The following is a 19,520-nucleotide window of genomic DNA, read 5'->3' as shown; positions in this document are numbered from 1 at the left end:
TGTTGTTTGAGAACTGCACAGTGGACGCGAGCATCTTTGTTTTGTAAGTGTTTTAGAGCGTTCGGTGGATGCCTTGGCACCAGGAGCCGATGAAGGACGTAGGAGGCTGCGATAAGCCTCGGGGAGCTGTCAACCGAGCTGTGATCCGAGGGTGTCCGAATGGGGAAACCCAGCACGAGTGATGTCGTGTTACCCGCCAGTGAATATATAGCTGGTGTGGAGGGAACGTGGGGAAGTGAAACATCTCAGTACCCACAGGAAGAGAAAACAACATGTGATTCCGTGAGTAGTGGCGAGCGAAAGCGGATGAGGCTAAACCATGCGTGTGTGATACCCGGCAGGGGTTGCACGTGTGGGGTAGTGGGGCTCACTTTCTTGTTACTGCCGTGATGAGCAACAGTCAGAAAAGAGCGTGTTAGTCGAATTGGTCTGGGACGGCCAACCGTAGACGGTGAGAGTCCGGTAGGCGAAAACATGTTCTCTGTTGTAGTGAGTGCCCGAGTAGCAGCGGGCCCGTGAAATCTGCTGTGAATCTGCCGGGACCACCCGGTAAGCCTGAATACTCCCTGGTGACCGATAGCGGACTAGTACCGTGAGGGAAAGGTGAAAAGTACCCCGGGAGGGGAGTGAAATAGTACCTGAAACCGTGCGCTTACAATCCGTCAAAGCCTTCGAGCAGCTTGCTGCTGGGGGTGATGGCGTGCCTTTTGAAGAATGAGCCTGCGAGTTAGTGGCATGTGGCGAGGTTAACCCGTGTGGGGTAGCCGTAGCGAAAGCGAGTCCGAATAGGGCGTTTGAGTCGCGTGTTCTAGACCCGAAGCGGAGTGATCTACCCATGGCCAGGGTGAAGCGACGGTAAGACGTCGTGGAGGCCCGAACCCACTTAGGTTGAAAACTGAGGGGATGAGCTGTGGGTAGGGGTGAAAGGCCAATCAAACTCCGTGATAGCTGGTTCTCCCCGAAATGCATTTAGGTGCAGCGTCGCGTGTTTCTCACCGGAGGTAGAGCTACTGGATGGTCTAGGGGGCCCACAAGCTTACCGAAATCAGCCAAACTCCGAATGCCGGTGAGTGAGAGCGCGGCAGTGAGACTGCGGGGGATAAGCTTCGTAGTCGAGAGGGAAACAGCCCAGATCGCCGGCTAAGGCCCCTAAGCGTGTACTAAGTGGAAAAGGATGTGGGATTGCGCAGACAGCCAGGAGGTTGGCTTAGAAGCAGCCACCCTTGAAAGAGTGCGTAATAGCTCACTGGTCGAGTGATCCTGCGCCGACAATGTAGCGGGGCTCAAGTACACCGCCGAAGCCGCGGCAGTCACACAATACATCCGCACTCTTCTACGGGAGGGTGTGCAGTGGTGTGGCTGGGTAGGGGAGCGTCGTGTAGCCAGGGAAGCAGCGGGGTGACCTAGTTGTGGAGGCTGCGCGAGTGAGAATGCAGGCATGAGTAGCGAAAGACGAGTGAGAAACTCGTCCGCCGAATGACCAAGGGTTCCTGGGCCAGGTTAATCCGCCCAGGGTGAGTCGGGACCTAAGGCGAGGCCGACAGGCGTAGTCGATGGACAACGGGTTGATATTCCCGTACCCGTGTATCCGCGCCCAATGGCGAATCAGTTGTGCTAAGTGCCCAAAAGCGGATGGACCTCCTTCGGGAGGCCGGATGTGGCTGCGCACGACCCTGGCTGTAGTAGTCAAGCGATGGGGTGACGCAGGAAGGTAGCTGGGCCAGTCAGTGGTTGTACTGGTGTAAGCCTGTAGGGCGAGACATAGGCAAATCCGTGTCTCATATAGCCTGAGAGGTGATGCGTAGCCGATTGAGGCGAATTCAGTGATCCTATGCTGCCGAGAAAAGCCTCTAGTGAGTTGGTACACGGCCCGTACCCCAAACCGACACAGGTGGTCAGGTAGAGAATACTAAGGCGATCGAGAGAACTGTGGTCAAGGAACTCGGCAAAATGCCCCCGTAACTTCGGGAGAAGGGGGGCCCGTGCTGGTGACGGAATTTACTTCCTGAGCTGGTGTGGGCCGCAGAGACCAGAGAGAAGCGACTGTTTACTAAAAACACAGGTCCGTGCGAAGTCGTAAGACGATGTATACGGACTGACGCCTGCCCGGTGCCGGAAGGTTAAGAGGACCGGTTAGCGCCTTTGGGCGCGAAGCTGAGAATTTAAGCCCCGGTAAACGGCGGTGGTAACTATAACCATCCTAAGGTAGCGAAATTCCTTGTCGGGTAAGTTCCGACCTGCACGAATGGCGTAACGACTTCTCTGCTGTCTCGACCACAGACTCGGCGAAATTGCATTACGAGTAAAGATGCTCGTTACGCGCGGCAGGACGAAAAGACCCCGGGACCTTCACTATAGCTTGGTATTGGTGTTCGGTACGGTTTGTGTAGGATAGGTGGGAGACTGTGAAGCATGCACGCCAGTGTGTGTGGAGTCGTCGTTGAAATACCACTCTGGTCGTATTGGACCTCTAACCTCGGACCATGATCTGGTTCAGGGACAGTGCCTGGTGGGTAGTTTAACTGGGGCGGTTGCCTCCCAAAATGTAACGGAGGCGCCCAAAGGTTCCCTCAGCCTGGTTGGCAATCAGGTGTCGAGTGCAAGTGCACAAGGGAGCTTGACTGTGAGACAGACATGTCGAGCAGGGACGAAAGTCGGGACTAGTGATCCGGCACCGGCATGTGGAAGCGGTGTCGCTCAACGGATAAAAGGTACCCCGGGGATAACAGGCTGATCTTCCCCAAGAGTCCATATCGACGGGATGGTTTGGCACCTCGATGTCGGCTCGTCGCATCCTGGGGCTGGAGTAGGTCCCAAGGGTTGGGCTGTTCGCCCATTAAAGCGGCACGCGAGCTGGGTTTAGAACGTCGTGAGACAGTTCGGTCTCTATCCGCCGCGCGCGTTGGAAACTTGAGGAAGGCTGTCCCTAGTACGAGAGGACCGGGACGGACGAACCTCTGGTGTGCCAGTTGTCCCGCCAGGGGCACGGCTGGTTGGCTACGTTCGGAAGGGATAACCGCTGAAAGCATCTAAGCGGGAAGCCTGTTCCAAGATGAGGTTTCCCACCACCTAGAGTGGTTAAGGCCCCCTACAGACCATGGGGTTGATAGGCCGGAACTGGAAGCCAGGTAACTGGTGGAGGTGACCGGTACTAATAGGCCGAGGGCTTACAAACAAAGGTTGCTACGCGTCCACTGTGCAGTATCTGAAACAACACACAGATACAGCAGACACCACACGAACCCGTGGATTGAACCGTGGGGAGGGTGTGAGTGCGCTGTCTGTGGACAGTTTCATAGAGTTACGGCGGTTATAGCGGCAGGGAAACGCCCGGTCCCATTCCGAACCCGGAAGCTAAGCCTGCCAGCGCCGATGGTACTGCACTCGACAGGGTGTGGGAGAGTAGGACACCGCCGGAACATAATTCCCTCTAGGGGCCCACATTTTGTGGGCCCCTAGAGTGCGTTCAGGGGTAAGTCATCGAGTCGGTTCCCGGTTGTCGATGCGGGACGAACAATTCCCTTGGTGCGCGTCCGAAGGCGGATCGAATCGGGCTGTGCTTCATCGGCGGATCGCTTCGGCCGGCGCTTGTTGTGCTGGGCACGCCCGGAAGTGTCGGCGTTACGAAATGTCCCGGAAAGCACCGCAGGTCAACTACTTCTACGTACCCGAGGCTTTTTGGGCAGGTATGGCCGGGTGCGCCTCGTCGAGGCGCCGTTCGGGAACTCGCACCGGCAGGGCCTAGACTCTGCCGGATGCGACTCGTGATTGCTCGTTGCCAGGTCGACTATGTGGGGCGGTTGACCGCTCATCTGCCGATGGCTCGGCGGCTGCTGATGATCAAGGCGGATGGGTCGGTGCTGGTGCATTCGGATGGGGGGTCGTATAAGCCGTTGAACTGGATGAGCCCGCCGTGCTGGCTGGAGGAGCGGGAGCCGGATACGGCGGGGCAGTTCAAGGCGTTGTGGGTGGTGAGCAACAAAGCGGGGGAGGAATTGCGGATCGGGATCGAGGAGATCGAGCACGATTCCAGTCATGAACTGGGGGTGGATCCGGGGCTGGTGAAGGACGGGGTGGAGGCGCATCTGCAGGAGTTGCTGGCCGAGCATGTGGAAACCCTCGGCGCCGGGTTCAGTCTGATCCGGCGGGAGTACATGACCGCGATCGGGCCGGTGGACCTGTTGTGCCGGGACGCGGATGGGCAGACAGTCGCGGTGGAGATCAAACGGCGGGGCGAAATCGACGGTGTGGAGCAGTTGACGCGCTATCTCGAGCTGCTGAACCGGGACCCCTTGCTGGCCCCGGTGGCGGGGGTGTTCGCGGCGCAGCAGATCAAACCGCAGGCGCGGACGCTGGCCGAGGACCGCGGAATCCGCTGCCTGACCCTCGATTACAACGCCCTGCGCGGGACCGAGAGCAACGAATTCCGGCTCTTCTAAGCTGGAAGCCATGCCACGACGAAAACCGCGCAGCGAGCGCTACGGGGCGCAGCCGCACCGGTTGGGTACCGGGCTGGGCGATGTGTACCGCCGGACCGAGGCCGGACCGGACGGCGACGAGTACGTGGTGCGGACGGTGCCGGGGGCGCGGGCGGTGAAACGGTACCGATGCCCGGGCTGTGATCACGAGATCATGCCGGGGGTCGCGCATGTGGTGGCCTGGCCGGCGGGTAGTGGGGAGACGGATCGCCGGCATTGGCACAGCGGCTGCTGGAACGGCCGGGGGACCCGCGGGATCACCCGGCGCTGGTCCTAGCCGACTCGGCTGCTTCTCATCCGCGCATGGGTCGGGAGCGCCGTGCACGGACAGTGATTCACGACTGGCGTCGCGTGCGGATCCCGGATATGCCGCGAGAACGGGAGCTCGAATGACTGGTTGGCCACACGACGCAGGCCCGGCTTCGGCTGCTTACCGGGCGTAGGTCCGGTGGCCGCGGATCTCGCGGAGTGGGTTTCCGGCGGCGGACCGACGTGGTGCCCAGCACGCGGGCGGTTGCGCGCCTGCGGCAGGCCGCGCTGCTGCACCCCATCGCGCAGGCCGTCCTGCGGCCGAGGTACGGCGCCACCACCGGTGCGAAACACCGAACTCACCGCGGCGGGCGTCTGGTCGACGTCGATGCCCGCGCCGCCGCCCCATACCGCAGAGAGCGCAGGCTGCCCTGCCACGCCCGGGTCGCGAGGAAAGCGCCGGTAGCGGCATTCCTTTCGGTGGCTCGGCAGGCGCTCGCGGCGGCGGACCGGGCGTCGGGGTGTTTCCCCGGATATGAGGAAGGCCGCCCCGGGTGGGGCGGCCTTCGGCTTGATTTGTCGTGTCGCCGTATACGTTCCGACAGCAGCTCGGTGGAGCTCAGTTGCTGATGTCGGCGTTTTCGCGTTCTTCTTCGACGATATCGTCGGAATCGTCTTCGGCGTTCACCTCGGGGATCGCCTTCTGATTGTTGCGGCCGGAGACCGACTTGTTCTGCCCGCCGCCGATGGATTTACGCGGCTGTTCGGGCACCCCGTCGAGCAGTTCGCTCTCGCGGTTGACGGCGGCCAGCATGGCGGGCACCGAATCGAGCTGGCCGCGGATACCGAGCAGCTGGGCCAGGACGCGACCGCGCAGGACCCGCATCTCCTCGGCCAGTTCCTTGGCGTGCGCGATCTTGCGCTCGGAGGTCTGGGTCGCCGAGGTGATGAGGCGGTTGGCCTCGTCGGTGGCGTCCTTGATGCGCTGCGCGGCCTCGGCGCGGCTGGTGGCCTCCAGCTCCTCCATGGCGCGGGTCAGCTTGGTGCGACGCTCGGCCATGGTGACCTCGAAGTCCTGCTGGGTGGCCTTGCGCTTGGCCTCGGACTCCTTGGCGAGGCGCTCGGCCTCGGCCTGGGCGGCTTCGATGATCTTCGAGGATTCGGTACGCGCATTCGCGAGGGTCTGCTCGTATTCGATTTCGAGCGCTTCGCGCTTCTCTTTGGTCTCGGCGAGCAGGGATTCGTACTTACCGCGCATCTCCGCGGCCTGCTGCTCGGCGATGGAGACCATCTCCGCGGCCTCGGCCTGCGCGAGCGCGCGAACCTCGGAGGCCTCGTCGGAAGCCAATCGCAGCATCCGGGAGATGCGATCGCTCATCCCTTCCGCGGTGGTCGGCGGGACGGACAGCCGGTCGACTTCCTTACGGAGCTCGTCGATTTCGTCGCGGGCATCCTCCAGCTGACTGGCGAGGTTGCGGGCCTGGGCGGCAGCGGCATCGCGGTCGGTGGCGGTGACCCGCAACTCGGCATCGAAACGGTCGAAATAGTTACGTACCTCGTCTTGCGCATAACCCTTGCGCACGACGGTGAAGGGCAGCGCAACGAAGCGATTGCGATCGGACTCGGGTGACGACATGGCCAACAAACTACAGCCTGAGACCGGCCCATGGTGAGCCGACCGGGAATGTTATCGGAGGTATGCCTAACGGTCCGATTACGATACTAGTGCGTAACATTCGGGTCCGGTTCGAGTAACTCGACCAGCACACCGCCAGCATCCTTCGGATGGACGAAGTTGATCCGGGAATCGGCGGTCCCGCGGCGCGGTGCCTCGTACAGCAAACGCATCCCGCGATCGCGCAGATATGCGGAAACGGCCTCGATATCGGTGACCCGGAAGGCCAGCTGCTGCAGGCCGGGGCCGCTGCGGTCGATGAATTTGGCGATGGTGGAGGTCTCGTCCAGCGGTGCCAGCAACTGCAGAGCAGTCGAATCGTCCTCGGCGGCCGGGGCGGACAGCATCGCTTCCTGAACGCCCTGTTCCTCGTTGACCTCGCGGTGGGTTTCGACCAGGCCGAGGTTCTCGGCGTACCAGGCCACGGCCGTGTCCAGATCCGGGACGGCGATGCCGACGTGATCGACTGCGACGATGTAGTCGGCGGGGATGAATTCTGATGACGGGGTAGCGGTGCTCACCCTTCGAACGTAGCGCGTTCCGCTGCGACGCCGGTGTGTACCCACCCGGATTCGCTCGACTGAGGGCGACCGCTGTCAAATCTCGCGCAGGTGATCTGCGCATCCCTGCGCGCCGAATCCCGGGGGTGGCGGGTTACCGTGGAGTCGTTCCGCACGACGCGCTACTTCCGGGTGGCGCGCCGGGTCGGCTCGACTCGAGCCTGCCGAAGGCGGCCCGGTCTGCCGCGGACCGGTTGGAGCCGGACCGGCTCGCAGCGAAGTTGTTCGCAGTCGGTCGGTCCGATCGAACCTGGCTGTTGTGAACCGGTGTCCGCACCCGGTCGGCACGGACTTTTCCAGGGGCCGGCATGGACCTGCCTGATCGTTGGTTCAGGTCGGACCAGGGCCGGCCCGGACAGAGCCCGACCGATACAGCTCGAGCCGACCGGGACAACGCCGGCCTCCCGGGATCTGATCACTCCAGTGGTCGGGGCCCGCCCCTGGTCTGGAGCGACAGAGCGGGGGAGCGAAGCGGAGGAGCGGCGGAGTGAAGACCAGGGGCTCAGAGGGCCCCGACCCGCGCCGCCGGAGGCGGCGCCATAGATACAGGAGGCTCGTCGTGACCAACTCCGTGATCGTTGCCGGTGCTCGTACCCCGGTCGGCCGGCTGCTGGGCGGTCTGAAGGATTTCAGCGGCTCGGATCTCGGCGGGTTCGCCATTGCCGCCGCTCTGGAGAAGGCCGGTGTCCGCGGCGACCAGGTCGACTACGTGATCATGGGTCAGGTGCTCACCGCGGGCGCGGGGCAGATTCCGGCCCGGCAGGCCGCGGTTGCCGGCGGTATCCCGATGGATGTCCCGGCGCTCACCCTGAACAAGGTGTGCCTGTCGGGTATCAACGCCATCGCCTTGGCGGATCAGCTGATCCGGGCGGGTGAGTACGAGATCGTGGTCGCCGGTGGTCAGGAGTCGATGAGCCGCGCCCCCCATATGCTCGAGAAGAGCCGGGAGGGGTTCAAGTACGGCGATGTGACGCTGCGCGACCATATGGCCTACGACGGCCTGCACGATATCTTCACCGATCAGGCGATGGGCGCGCTCACCGAGCAGCGCAACGCCACCGACCCGATCACCCGCGCCGATCAGGACGCCTTCGCCGCGGCCTCGCATCAGCGGGCGGCCGCCGCGTGGAAGAACGGGGTATTCGACGACGAGGTGGTGCCCGTCGAGGTGCCGCAGCGTAAGGGCGACCCGGTCCTGTTCCGGCAGGACGAGGGTATCCGCGCCGACACCACCGCGGAGTCGCTGGCGAAGTTGCGGCCCTCGTTCAGCAAGGACGGCACCATCACCGCGGGTTCGGCCTCGCAGATTTCCGACGGCGCGGCGGCGGTTGTGGTGATGAGCAAAGCGAAAGCGCAGGAGCTCGGGTTGAGCTGGATCGCCGAGATCGGTGCCGCCGGTGTGGTGGCCGGGCCCGATTCGACGCTGCAGGATCAGCCGGCCAACGCCATCGCCAAGGCCTGCGCGAAGGAAGGTATCGCACCGGCCGATCTGGACCTGGTGGAGATCAACGAAGCGTTCGCGGCGGTGGGTATCGCCTCCACCCGCAAACTGGGCATCGATCCGGAGAAGGTCAATGTCAACGGTGGCGCCATCGCCATCGGGCATCCGCTCGGGATGTCGGGTGCGCGGATCGTGCTGCATCTGGCGCTGGAGTTGAAGCGGCGCGGTGGCGGGGTCGGTGCGGCGGCGCTGTGCGGTGGCGGCGGACAGGGTGACGCGCTGATCGTGCGGGTCTGATCGTCCGGTATGACCGGTGTGACCGGTTCGACTACGACGCGGCGTAGTGGCTGAGGCACAATGGTGCCCATGAACTTTCTTGGTCTGGGCACCACTGCCGGCAGGTTCCGCTTCTTCGCCGTGCTCGAGGCGATTTCCTGGTTGGGTCTGCTGATCGGCATGGCGTTCAAGTACCTGCCGGCGGAAGGCAACGAGATCGGTGTGAAGATCTTCGGCCCGGTACACGGCACCATCTTCATCCTGTTCGTGCTGGTCGCGCTGCTGGCGTCGCGGGAGTTCGAATGGAACTGGAAGACCACCGTACTGGCGCTGCTGTCCAGCATCCCGCCGTTCTTCACGGTGCTGTTCGAGGTGTGGGCCGTGCGTACCGGGAAGTTCCCCGCGGCGGGCGTGTCCGGCACCGAGTCCCCGAAGACTCTCGCCGCATCGTCGTGACAGACTGGATGCTGTGACTCGACCAGCATCACGCCGTCCTTCACCAGCCGTAGCCGCCGCCATGTCCGGGGCGGTCGATCTGTCCGCCCTGAAACAGCCGCCCGCGGGCGCGCCGGCCGCCGCCGGTGACCATACGGTCACCGAGGCGGATTTCGAGACCAAGGTTCTGCGCCGGTCCATGCAGGTGCCGATCGTGGTGGCGCTGTATTCGCAGCGCAGCCCCGGCAGTATCGAACTGGTGCAACTGCTGGAGCGGCTCCTCGGCGAGGCGAACGGCACCTGGGATCTGGCCGCTGTGGAAGCCGAGAGCAATATGCGGATCGCGCAGGCCTTCGGTGTACAGGGCATTCCCACAGTGATCGCCGTCGCGGGGGGTCAGCCGCTCGCCGATTTCCAGGGCGGCCAGCCCGAAGACCAGGTCCGGCAGTGGCTCGCGGCCGTCGTGCAGGCGGTGGAAGGAAAACTCGAAGGCGATCCGGGCGGCGAACCGGCCGAGCCGCCCGCCGACCCTCGTTTCGCCGCCGCCGAAGCCCTGCTCGAACAGGGCGACTTCGCGGGCGCGGAATCGGCCTACGAATCGATCCTGTCGCAGGAACCCGGCAATACCGAGGCCAAGGCCGCCCTGCGGCAGGTGAAATTCCTCGGCCGGGCCCAGGAGTTGCCGGAAACCGCGATCGCCACCGCCGACGCGGATCCGGGCAATGTGGCCGCCGCGCTGGACGCCGCCGATGTGGAAGTGTTCCAGCAGCGGCCCGAGGCGGCATTCGACCGGCTGATCGCCCTGATCAAGCGGACCTCCGGCGACGAGCGCACCACGGTGCGTACCCGGTTGGTGGAACTGTTCGAGCTCTTCGACCAAGCCGAACCGTTCGTGGTCGCCGCGCGCCGCAAACTCGCCACCGCTCTCTACTGACCGCCCGGCTGCCGGCTGCCGGCGCCGTTCGGGGAGTGGGTGAGCCGCTGGGAACGCGGGCCGAGTCGGCGATCGCGTATCGCATTGCCATTGGCCTCGTGCAACGGTCGGCCCACTGCCCGCACCGGTGCCCGCCGGAACCGAGGGTTATCGAATACCCGCGAACCCGCCGATGCGGCCCTATGTGCAGTCTTCGCCGACGTGCTCGGCGTCGAGTGGGTGGTCGCCGGTGACGGGAAGGCGGCTACGGGCGGCGGTGCGAAACCCTGCAAGTTCTCGCCGGGGCCAGGCCGGTGCCGCGCTGCCCACGCGTTCTTGTCGGTGGCGGCTGTCGGCCTCGTGCATCCACGAGGCCGACCACAGCCTGCCGACGGCTTTCCTGCTAAAGCTCCGGCCGGCTCGGATCCGGGCCGGGGAGTCTCTGTGGAGGCAGGTTCCGGATGAGGGCCGAGATGCGTCAGTACCGGGGAACAAGCCAGATGACGCTGAGTGGTCCCACGGTGAGTTCGGCGGAGGCGCGGCGGTCGTGCCACGGCGTGGGGTCGGCGCGCACGACGCCGAGGTTTCCGGAGCCGGTTCCGCCGTATTCGAGCGCGTCGGTATTCAGGATTTCCAGCCAGTCGCCCGCCAGCGGGAGGCCCAACCGGTAGCCGGTGTGGGCGCGGCCGGAGAAGTTGCAGAGACAGGCGACGGTGCTGCCGTCGGCGGCGTGGCGGAGGAAGGCCAGGACGTTCGACTCGCGGTCGTCGCAGGTGATCCAGGAATGGCCGCCCGGGGTGGTGTCCTGGCTCCACAGGGCCGGGTGTGCGCGGTAGACGCGGTTCAGGTCGGCCACGAGCAGTTGGATTCCCCGGTGCAGGGGATTGTCCAGCTCGTGCCAGTCGAGGCTGTGGTCGTGCCACCATTCCCGGTAGTGACCGAATTCCTGACCCATGAACAGCAGTTGTTTGCCCGGGTGGGCCCACATATAGGCGAGCAGGGCACGCACACCGCCGGCCTTGGCGAACTCGTCGCCGGGCATCCGGGTCCACAGCGTTCCCTTGCCGTGTACGACCTCGTCGTGGCTCAGCGGTAGCACGTAGTTCTCGCTCCACGCGTACATCAGTGAGAAGGTGATCTCGTTGTGGTGCCAGGCGCGGTGCACCGGGTCGCGGCCGAGGTAGCTCAGCGTGTCGTGCATCCAGCCCATATTCCATTTCATGGTGAAACCCAGGCCGCCGACCTCGGTGGCCCGCGTGACGCCGGGCCAGGTGGTGGATTCCTCGGCGACGGTCAGCACCCCCGGATACGAGCTGTGCAGACTCTCGTTGAGTTCGGTGAGGAAGGCGACCGCCTCCAGGTTCTCCCGGCCGCCGTGGATATTCGGCTCCCAGCCGCTGCCGGGGCGGGCGTAATCGAGGTACAGCATGGCGGCGACCGCATCGACCCGCAGCCCGTCGATATGGAACTCCTCGATCCAGTAGCGCGCGTTGGCGACCAGGAAGTTGCGGACCTCCGGCCGGCCGTAGTCGAAAACGTAGGTGCCCCATTCGGGCTGCTCACCGCGACGCGGGTCGGGGTGCTCGTAGAGCGGGGTGCCGTCGAAGCGGGCCAGCGCCCAGGCGTCGCGCGGGAAATGCGCGGGCACCCAGTCGAGAATGACGCCGATCCCGTCGGCGTGCAGCCGGTCGACGAAGGCCCGGAAGTCGTCCGGACTGCCGAAGCGCGCGGTGGGGGCGTAATAGGAGGTGACCTGGTAGCCCCACGAGCCGCCGAACGGATGCTCGGCGATGGGGAGGAGCTCCACATGGGTGAAACCGAGGCGGCGGACGTATTCGCTGAGCTCGCCGGCGAGTTCCCGGTAGTTCAGGCCGGGCCGCCAGGAGGCGAGGTGCAGTTCGAAAATACTCAGGGGAGCGCGCGCCGGATCGGTGTGCGCCCGGCCGGCCAGCCAGGCGCGGTCGGTCCACACGTGCCGGCTCGCGGTGACGATCGACGCGGTGGCCGGGGGGAGTTCGGTGGCGAACGCGAGGGGGTCGGCATGGTCGGCGGCCCGGCCGTCGGCGCCGTAGACGCGATATTTGTAGCGGTCGCCGGGGGCGGCACCGGGCACGAAGATCTCCCAGACACCCGAATTGCCGAGGGCGCGCATCGGCCAGGTTCCACCCTGCCAGTGGTCGAAATCGCCGAAAACGGTGACACCGCGGGCATTCGGTGCCCACACCGCGAACGAGACCCCGGTGACTTCGCCGTCCAAGCCCGGATAGCGGCGGGGATGCGCCCCGAGCACCTCCCACAAACGCTGGTGGCGGCCCTCACCGATCAGGTGCAGATCGAATTCGCCCAGCGTCGGCAGATAGCGGTAGCCGTCGGCCAGCACCGTGGCGGGGTGGTGCGGATAGGTGGTGACGATCCGGTAATCCAGCAGCTCCGGATAGGGGAGGGTATCGGCGAAAACCCCGTGCCCCAGGGGTGCGAGCCGGTGCCGCGTACCGCCCACGAGGACCGCCACCGATTCGGCCTCCGGGCGCAGCACCCGCACCAGCGTGCCGTCGGGGTCCGGGTGGGCACCGAGCACCGTGTGCGGATCGGGGTGGCTGCCCGCGGCCAGCAGCAGCAGATCGCGCCGGTTCACCGCGACCTCACCGCAGTGACCGCCGGTAGGCCAGGCCCGCGCGGGCGTGATGCGGCACCGCGGGTAACGCGATCACATGGGCGACCGCGTGCGCCGGGTCGAGCCGGATGTAGTTGGTCTGCGCCCAGTGGTATTCCTCGCCGCTGATCTCGTCGTGCACCACCGGACGGTCGTGCCATTCGCGGCCGATGGCGGGCAGATCGAGCGAGAGCATGCCCTGTTCGGCGGCGAACGGATTCAGATTCACCACGATCAGGACGGCGTCCCCGGTGGCCGGGTCGATCTTCGAATACGCCAGCAGGTTGTCGTTGTCGATGTGGTGGAAATGCAGGCAGCGCAGTTGCCGCAGCGCCGGATGACGACGCCGGATCTCGTTGAGCCGGGTCAGCCAGGGTTCCAGGGATTCCCCGCGGGCCCGGGCCTCGGCGAACGGCCGCGGCCGCAGCTCGTATTTCTCCGAATCCAGGTATTCCTCGCTGCCCGGGCGGACGGCCTGGTGCTCGTAGAGCTCGAAGCCGGAATAGACGCCCCAGCTGGGTCCGAGGGTGGCGGCCAGTACCGCCCGGATCGCGAACATCCCCGGACCCCCGTGCTGCAGGCTCTCGTGCAGGATATCGGGGGTGTTGACGAACAGGTTGGGGCGCGCCTCGTCGGCCTTCGCGGCCAGTTCGCGACCGAATTCGGTCAGTTCGTGCTTATGGGTACGCCACGTGAAATACGTGTAGGACTGGCTGAAACCGCGCCGCGCCAAACCGTACAGGCGGGCCGGATAGGTGAATGCCTCCGAGAGCAGCACCACATCCGGGTCGGTCCGGCGGACGGCGGCGATCAGCCACTCCCAGAAATCGGCCGGCTTGGTGTGCGGATTGTCGACCCGGAAGATCTTCACCCCCAACCCGATCCAATAACGCACCACCCGCAGCACCTCGGCGTACAGGCCGTCGGGGTCGTTGTCGAATTCGAGCGGATAGATGTCCTGATATTTCTTCGGCGGATTCTCGGCGTAGGCGATCGTGCCGTCCGGCAGGGTGGTGAACCATTCGGGATGCGCGGTGACCCACGGGTGGTCGGGCGCGCATTGCAGCGCCAGATCCAGCGCGACCTCGAGACCGAGACCGGCGGCGGCGGTGACGAACGCCGAGAAATCGGCCTCCGTACCCAACTGCGGATGGAACGCGTCGTGCCCGCCCTCGGCGGAGCCGATCGCCCAGGGGGACCCGACATCGCCCGGTCCGGCGCTGAGCGCGTTGTTGCGGCCCTTGCGGTTCACCCGGCCGATCGGATGGACCGGCGGCAGATAGACCACATCGAAACCCATCGCCGCGATCCGCGGCAGCTCGGCGGTCGCGCTGGCGAAGGTACCGTGCACGGGGTTGCCGTCGGCGTCGCGGCCCCCGGTCGAGCGGGGAAAGAACTCGTACCAGGCGCCGGTGAGCGCGCGGGGGCGTTCCACCAGCACCGAGAACTGCGGGCCGCGCGTGATCAGATCCCGCAGCGGGTTCTCGCGCAGGATCTCGGCCACCTCGTCGGTGAACGCGGGAGCGACCCGCGCGGGCAGCGGTTCGGTTGCCCGCAGGGCCGCCGCCACCGCCCGTAAACGCTCGAACTGCTTCTTCCCGACTGCCTGCGCGGCCCGGTCGAACAGGCGCGCCCCGATCTCCAGATCGTTGGCCAGATCGCCGGCGCTCTGCCCGACGGCGAGTTTCGCTTCCACCGTGGATCGCCACGTCGCGATGGAATCGGCCCAGCCCTCGACCCGGTAATGCCACAGGCCGGGCGTGCCGGGGGTGAAGATCCCGTTGAACACATCGGGTTCGTAATCGGGCGTCATCGGCACCCGGCGCGACCGTGTCGAGCCGGGGGCCCGGATCGCCAGGGTGGCGCCGACGGCGCCGTGCCCGTCGCGCCACACCACGGCCCGCACCGGGAACACTTCCCCGACCACCGCCTTGGCCGGATACCCTCCGGGGATACACGGGGCGGTGTCGTCGATGGCGATGCGGCCGGTCATCCACGCGATGATATTTGCTGTGTCCTGGCGCAGCCTCCGGCGGCGTGTGGTTCGGTACGAGATTTCGGCCACGGGTGTTCCCGGCCCGGCCGAGCACGGGGTTTCCGATGCCGCGCCGGACTCGAGGGGGCCGGAACCCCGCGCGGCGGGCGGCGGCGCTATAAACAGCTCATGAAGGCACTGCGTCGGTTCACCGTCCGCGCCCATCTGCCGGAGCGTTTGGCCGCGCTGGGTGAATTGGCGAACAATCTGCGCTGGTCGTGGCACGGACCCACGCAGGATGTATTCGCCGCGCTGGATCCGCTCCGGTGGGCCGAGGCCGGGCAGGATCCGGTGCGGATGCTGCGGGAGGTGCCGCCCGGGCGGCTCGACGAGCTGGCCGCCGATACCGAATTCTGCACGCTGCTGGATTCCGTGGCCGCGGACCTGCGGGCCTACCTGGACCGGCCGGGCGCCGATTTCGGGGTGCGGGGGGTCGCGTACTTTTCGATGGAGTTCGGGGTCACCGAGGTGCTGCCGAACTATTCCGGTGGTCTCGGCATACTCGCCGGAGACCATCTGAAGGCGGCGTCCGATCTCGGTCTGCCGTTGATCGCGGTGGGGTTGCTCTACCGGGCCGGATATTTCCGGCAGTCGCTGACCGCCGACGGCCGGCAGGCCGAACGGTATCCCGCGCTGGACCCGCGGGAGCTGCCGCTGCGGCCGTTGACGGCCGACGGGTCGCCGGTGCTGGTGCACGTGGCGATGCCGGATCGGCGGGTGCTGGCCGCACGGGTGTGGATTGCGCAGGTGGGGCGGGTGCCGCTGCTGCTGCTGGATTCCGATATCGCCGGCAACGATCCGGATCTGCGGGCCGTCACCGACCGGCTCTACGGCGGGGATCAGGAGCACCGGATCGAACAGGAGATCCTGGCCGGTATCGGGGGTGTGCGCGCGGTGCGGGCCTACACCGCGGCGGCCGGGCTCCCGGACCCGGAGGTCTTCCATATGAACGAAGGCCACGCGGGATTCCTCGGGCTGGAACGGATTCGCGAATATCTCGCCGCGGGGCACGATTTCGATACCGCGCTCGCCGCGGTCCGGGCCGGCACCGTTTTCACCACCCACACCCCGGTGCCGGCCGGTATCGACCGGTTCCCGGTTTCGCTGGTGCACCGCTATTTCGGGGGGTCGTCGGGGGAATCGGATTCGCCGCTGCTGCCCGGAATCGGTGTGGATCGCATCGCCGGACTGGGCCGGGAAGCGGATCCGGCCGTGTTCAATATGGCCCATATGGGATTGCGTCTCGCGCAGCGGGCCAACGGTGTCTCGCGGCTGCACGGCGCGGTGAGCCGGAATATGTTCGCACCGCTGTGGCCGGGTTTCGATACCCCGGAGGTGCCGATCGGTTCGGTGACCAACGGTGTGCACGGCCCGACGTGGGCGGCACGGGAATGGGGTGAACTGCTGGCGCCCGCGGACGGCTGGGAGAAACTCGGGGAGCTGCCGCCGGAGCGGTTGTGGGCCGTGCGTAATACGTTGCGCGCGACCCTGGTCGGTGAGGTGCGCCGCCGACTCCGCGAGTCGTGGTTGCAGCGCGGCGCGGCCGAGGCCGAATTGCCCTGGGTGGAATCGGTTTTCGATCCGCAGGTACTGACGGTGGGGTTCGCCCGCCGGGTACCCACCTACAAACGGCTGACCCTGATGCTGCGCGATCCGCAACGACTGCGCGCGCTGCTGCTGCACCCGGAACATCCGGTGCAGCTGGTGGTCGCGGGTAAGAGCCATCCGGCGGACGAAGGCGGTAAAGCGCTCATCCAGGAGTTGGTGCGCTTCGCCGACGACCCGGCGGTCCGGCATCGCATCGTCTTCCTGCCCGACTACGACATATCCATGGCCCGCTACCTGTACTGGGGATGCGATGTGTGGCTGAACAATCCACTGCGACCCCTGGAGGCCTGCGGTACCTCGGGCATGAAATCGGCACTCAACGGCGGCCTGAACCTTTCCATCCGGGACGGCTGGTGGGACGAGATGTTCGACGGCGAGAACGGCTGGGCTATCCCGACGGCCGACGGCGTCACCGACGAGGAGCGGCGCGACGACCTGGAGGCCACCGCGCTCTACCGGCTGATGGAACAGACCGTCGCGCCCCGGTTCTACGACCGCGACGCGGATGGTCTGCCGGTGCGCTGGCTCGAGATGGTGCGCCACACCCTCGGCACGCTCGGGCCGAAGGTGCAGGCGGACCGGATGGTGCGCGACTACGCCCAGCAGTACTACGCGCCGGCGGCGGCCGCGTACCGGCGCGTCGCCGCGGACGATCTACGCGGCGCGCGGGAACTCGCGGAATACCGCAACCGCGTGACGCAGGCATGGAGCCGGGTCCGGGTGGTCCGGGTCGACGCGACCGGTCTGCCCGAAACCCCCGTGCTCGGCGCGCCGCTCTCACTCACCGCCCGCGTCGACCTCGGCGGCTTGGAACCCCGGGATGTGGTGGTGCAGGCGGTGCTGGGCCGGGTATCGCCCGACGACGAACTGTCCGATATCACCACGGTCGCGATGTCGCCCGCGGGCCGGGAGGCTCCGGAATCGACCGTCGAACTGTTCACCGTCGAAACACCGGTACCGCTCCCCGGCGCGGTCGGCTACACGGTCCGGGTCCTCCCCACCCACGAACTCCTCGCCTCGAACGCCGAGCTGGGCTGGGTCACCAACGCCTGAGAACCCACACGCCCGCCCAACACGAAGACGGTGACCGTCGCCTCCGGACGCCGCGGCGCGTTGCCGCCCGACGCCGGGGTCCCGGAAGCTGCTTGTCGAGAATGTCTGACGGCTCGGCGGGCGCCTGCTCCACCGCCATCGATCGGCGAGGATGAGCAGCACGTCTTGGCCGAGGGCCTGCGCACCTCCGCGGCGAAAGCACCGGCCTCCGTATCCACAACAGACGGCATTCCATGGGCGGGCCCGCCCCGGGTCTGGAGCGACCGAGCGGAGAAGCGTAGGAGTGAAGACCAGGGTTGATACGGCCCCGCCCCCGAGACGAGAAGCGTCTCCAAAGCCACAGCCCACCCCTTTTCTACGGACGGTCTACTTCCGCTCGCACGGCGGAGAACTCGAACCTCGGGGCACGAGTGCGTCTCCCGAACTACAGCCTGCCCTTCGCGGGCGGTCGACCTCGAAACCCAGGGTTTGATCGCGCCCCGAGCTCGACGCGGGGGAATACCTCCGAAATCACACCCCCACATGGTCGGCATACGTGGTTCGGGGCCCGTCTCGTTCTGGAGCGACGGAGCGGGGGAGCGAAGCGGAGGAGCGGAGGAGTGAAGAACGAGACATCCGGGGGCCCCGAACCCCGCGCCGCCGGAGGCGGCGCCATATATACAGCTTCGTAACAACTTTCCGATACCGTTCCACTGGCGCTGACCTGCGTCGTACCGCGCCGGGTGGTCGGCAACCGCCGGGACGGAGTTACGCCTAGCCGACTGGAGGTGCCATGGCCACCGGACTGTTGACCCGGACCCACGGACGAGTGGATACGTTCTTCGGGATCGGGGTCCACGGCTCGACCGTGCGACGTGAGCTGATGGCCGGAACCGTGACGTTCCTGGCGATGTGTTACGTCCTCGCGGTCAATCCCTCCATCCTCGGTGATCAGGGTGATCTCGGGGCACAGGGTATTCCCACCCAGGCGGTGTTCACGGCGACCGCGGTGGCGGCGGTGGTGGGTTCGCTGGTGATGGGGTTGTGGGCCCGGTACCCGATCGCGCTGGCGCCCGGTATGGGTTTGAACGCGTTCTTCGCCTATTCGGTGGTGCTGGGGATGGGGATCCCCTGGCAGGTGGCGTTGTCGGGCACGTTGCTTTCGGGGGTGATTTTCTTCGTTCTGGCGATCACCAAGATCCGCGAGAAGATCCTGAACGCGATCCCGCTGCAGCTGAAGCTGGCGGTCGCTGCGGGGGTCGGGACCTTTGTCGCGTTTCTGGGTCTGAAGAACGCCGGGATCGTGGTGGCGGATCCGGCGACCCTGGTCGGGCTCGGTGATTTCACCGAGGGCACCACCGTGCTGGCCTTGTTCGGGCTCGTGCTCACCGTGATCTTCCTGGTGCGCGGCTGGCACGGGGCGGTGCTGTACGGCATCGTCGCGACGGCGGTGGTCGGGATGATCGCCGGGCTGGTGGATATCCCGGACGGGGTGGCCGCGATTCCGCAGGGCCTGGACCAGACCTTCGGGCAGGCGATCATCCATCTGCCCGACGCGTTCACCGCGCAGATGGCGGTGGTGGTGCTGACCATGCTGTTCGTCGATTTCTTCGACGCCTCCGGCACCTTGATCGGGGTCGCGAATCAGGCGGGCCTGCTCAATGCCAAGGGCGAACTGCCGCGGGCGTCGAGCGCCCTGTCCGCCGACGCGGTGGGGACGATGGCGGGTGCGGTGATCGGTACCTCCACCACCACGGCCTATGTGGAGTCGACGGCCGGTGTTTCGGCGGGCGGCCGTACAGGTCTCACCGCGGTGGTGACCGCCGCCTGGTTCGCGGTGGCGATGTTCTTCTTCCCGGTCTTTTCGGTGGTGGCGGGTTCGGGTGCGGTGACCGCGGCGGCGCTGATCGTGGTCGGCGTGCTGATGGCGCGTTCGCTGGGCGATATCGATTGGGGCCGGCTGGAGTTCGCGGTACCGGCGTTCATCACGATCATCGTGATGCCGCTGACCTATTCGATCGCCAACGGCCTGGCCATGGGGATGATCTTCTATCCGGTGGTGATGGTGGCGCGGGGCCGGTTCCGGGAAGTGCATCCGGTGATGTGGGTGCTGACGGTGGTGTTCCTCGGATATTTCTTCCTGCTCGCGGAATAGGTTGCGGCGC

Annotated in this window: 11 protein-coding genes and 2 rRNA genes; 9 read left to right on the top strand and 4 right to left on the bottom strand. The window is 66.0% G+C overall.

Annotated features, from left to right (window positions below):
- The first annotated feature begins 41 nt into the window (after positions 1-41).
- The 4 genes from ACQEVO_RS25065 to ACQEVO_RS25050 all read left to right on the top strand — a co-directional run bounded on the left by ACQEVO_RS25065 (position 42) and on the right by ACQEVO_RS25050 (position 4,755).
- A 23S ribosomal RNA gene (locus ACQEVO_RS25065) occupies positions 42-3,175 on the top strand.
- 127 nt (positions 3,176-3,302) lie between these two features.
- Positions 3,303-3,419, top strand: a 5S ribosomal RNA gene (gene rrf, locus ACQEVO_RS25060).
- Between the two features lie 336 nt (positions 3,420-3,755).
- On the top strand, positions 3,756-4,439 hold the full coding sequence (gene nucS / locus ACQEVO_RS25055) for an endonuclease NucS (RefSeq protein ID WP_432917735.1): 684 nt from the start codon (positions 3,756-3,758) through the stop codon (positions 4,437-4,439).
- Positions 4,440-4,449: 10 nt separating this feature from the next.
- Positions 4,450-4,755, top strand: coding sequence for an ATP/GTP-binding protein (locus ACQEVO_RS25050; protein WP_432917732.1), 306 nt, complete (start codon positions 4,450-4,452; stop codon positions 4,753-4,755).
- Between the two features lie 591 nt (positions 4,756-5,346).
- On the opposite strand, the gene ACQEVO_RS25045 is transcribed toward ACQEVO_RS25050, so the two are convergent.
- Together ACQEVO_RS25045 and mce are read right to left on the bottom strand one after the other, a co-directional pair.
- Positions 5,347-6,363: a hypothetical protein gene (locus tag ACQEVO_RS25045; RefSeq protein ID WP_432917729.1), complete on the bottom strand. Its 1,017-nt coding sequence runs from the start codon at positions 6,361-6,363 to the stop codon at positions 5,347-5,349.
- A gap of 86 nt (positions 6,364-6,449) precedes the next feature.
- Positions 6,450-6,923, bottom strand: a complete 474-nt coding sequence (gene mce, locus ACQEVO_RS25040; RefSeq protein WP_039822866.1) for a methylmalonyl-CoA epimerase — start codon at positions 6,921-6,923, stop codon at positions 6,450-6,452.
- 598 nt (positions 6,924-7,521) lie between these two features.
- Between mce and ACQEVO_RS25035 the strand changes: the two genes are divergently transcribed.
- From ACQEVO_RS25035 to ACQEVO_RS25025, 3 genes are all read left to right on the top strand, one after another.
- Positions 7,522-8,700: an acetyl-CoA C-acetyltransferase gene (locus ACQEVO_RS25035; RefSeq protein ID WP_432917725.1), complete on the top strand. Its 1,179-nt coding sequence runs from the start codon at positions 7,522-7,524 to the stop codon at positions 8,698-8,700.
- A 69-nt stretch (positions 8,701-8,769) separates the two neighbouring features.
- The gene (locus ACQEVO_RS25030; RefSeq protein ID WP_432917722.1) at positions 8,770-9,135 is read left to right on the top strand and encodes a DUF3817 domain-containing protein; all 366 of its coding nucleotides are present in this window, start codon (positions 8,770-8,772) and stop codon (positions 9,133-9,135) included.
- A 61-nt stretch (positions 9,136-9,196) separates the two neighbouring features.
- A complete protein-coding gene (locus ACQEVO_RS25025) occupies positions 9,197-10,048 on the top strand; it encodes a tetratricopeptide repeat protein (RefSeq protein ID WP_432917719.1) in 852 nt (283 codons plus the stop codon).
- Positions 10,049-10,505: 457 nt separating this feature from the next.
- Here ACQEVO_RS25025 and glgB read toward each other — a convergent pair whose 3' ends face one another.
- Together glgB and ACQEVO_RS25015 are read right to left on the bottom strand one after the other, a co-directional pair.
- Entirely contained in the window at positions 10,506-12,662 is a 2,157-nt protein-coding gene (glgB, locus tag ACQEVO_RS25020; RefSeq protein ID WP_432917716.1) for a 1,4-alpha-glucan branching protein GlgB, read from the bottom strand.
- Between the two features lie 7 nt (positions 12,663-12,669).
- A complete protein-coding gene (locus ACQEVO_RS25015; protein ID WP_432917713.1) occupies positions 12,670-14,673 on the bottom strand; it encodes an alpha-1,4-glucan--maltose-1-phosphate maltosyltransferase in 2,004 nt (667 codons plus the stop codon).
- Between the two features lie 171 nt (positions 14,674-14,844).
- Here ACQEVO_RS25015 and glgP point away from each other — a divergent pair, with 171 nt between their 5' ends.
- A complete protein-coding gene (glgP, locus tag ACQEVO_RS25010; protein ID WP_432917710.1) occupies positions 14,845-17,376 on the top strand; it encodes an alpha-glucan family phosphorylase in 2,532 nt (843 codons plus the stop codon).
- A 772-nt stretch (positions 17,377-18,148) separates the two neighbouring features.
- On the top strand, positions 18,149-19,510 hold the full coding sequence (locus ACQEVO_RS25005; protein WP_432917708.1) for an NCS2 family permease: 1,362 nt from the start codon (positions 18,149-18,151) through the stop codon (positions 19,508-19,510).
- Positions 19,511-19,520: the final 10 nt, after the last annotated feature.

This window comes from Nocardia sp. CA-290969, from assembly GCF_050936135.1.
Taxonomy (GTDB): domain Bacteria; phylum Actinomycetota; class Actinomycetes; order Mycobacteriales; family Mycobacteriaceae; genus Nocardia.
The sequence above is the reverse complement of the archived record's forward strand: the minus strand, read 5'-3'. Positions and strand labels throughout refer to the sequence as shown.

Bases quoted from the DNA above. Each gene is read 5' to 3' on its own strand.
- ACQEVO_RS25030 (WP_432917722.1), top strand. From the start codon at position 8,770: ATGAACTTTCTTGGTCTGGGCACCACTGCCGGCAGGTTCCGCTTCTTC.
- ACQEVO_RS25025 (WP_432917719.1), top strand. From the start codon at position 9,197: ATGTCCGGGGCGGTCGATCTGTCCGCCCTGAAACAGCCGCCCGCGGGC.
- glgP (WP_432917710.1), top strand. From the start codon at position 14,845: ATGAAGGCACTGCGTCGGTTCACCGTCCGCGCCCATCTGCCGGAGCGT.
- nucS (WP_432917735.1), top strand. From the start codon at position 3,756: ATGCGACTCGTGATTGCTCGTTGCCAGGTCGACTATGTGGGGCGGTTG.
- ACQEVO_RS25050 (WP_432917732.1), top strand. From the start codon at position 4,450: ATGCCACGACGAAAACCGCGCAGCGAGCGCTACGGGGCGCAGCCGCAC.
- ACQEVO_RS25015 (WP_432917713.1), bottom strand. From the start codon at position 14,673: ATGACCGGCCGCATCGCCATCGACGACACCGCCCCGTGTATCCCCGGA.
- ACQEVO_RS25005 (WP_432917708.1), top strand. From the start codon at position 18,149: ATGGCCACCGGACTGTTGACCCGGACCCACGGACGAGTGGATACGTTC.
- ACQEVO_RS25045 (WP_432917729.1), bottom strand. From the start codon at position 6,363: ATGTCGTCACCCGAGTCCGATCGCAATCGCTTCGTTGCGCTGCCCTTC.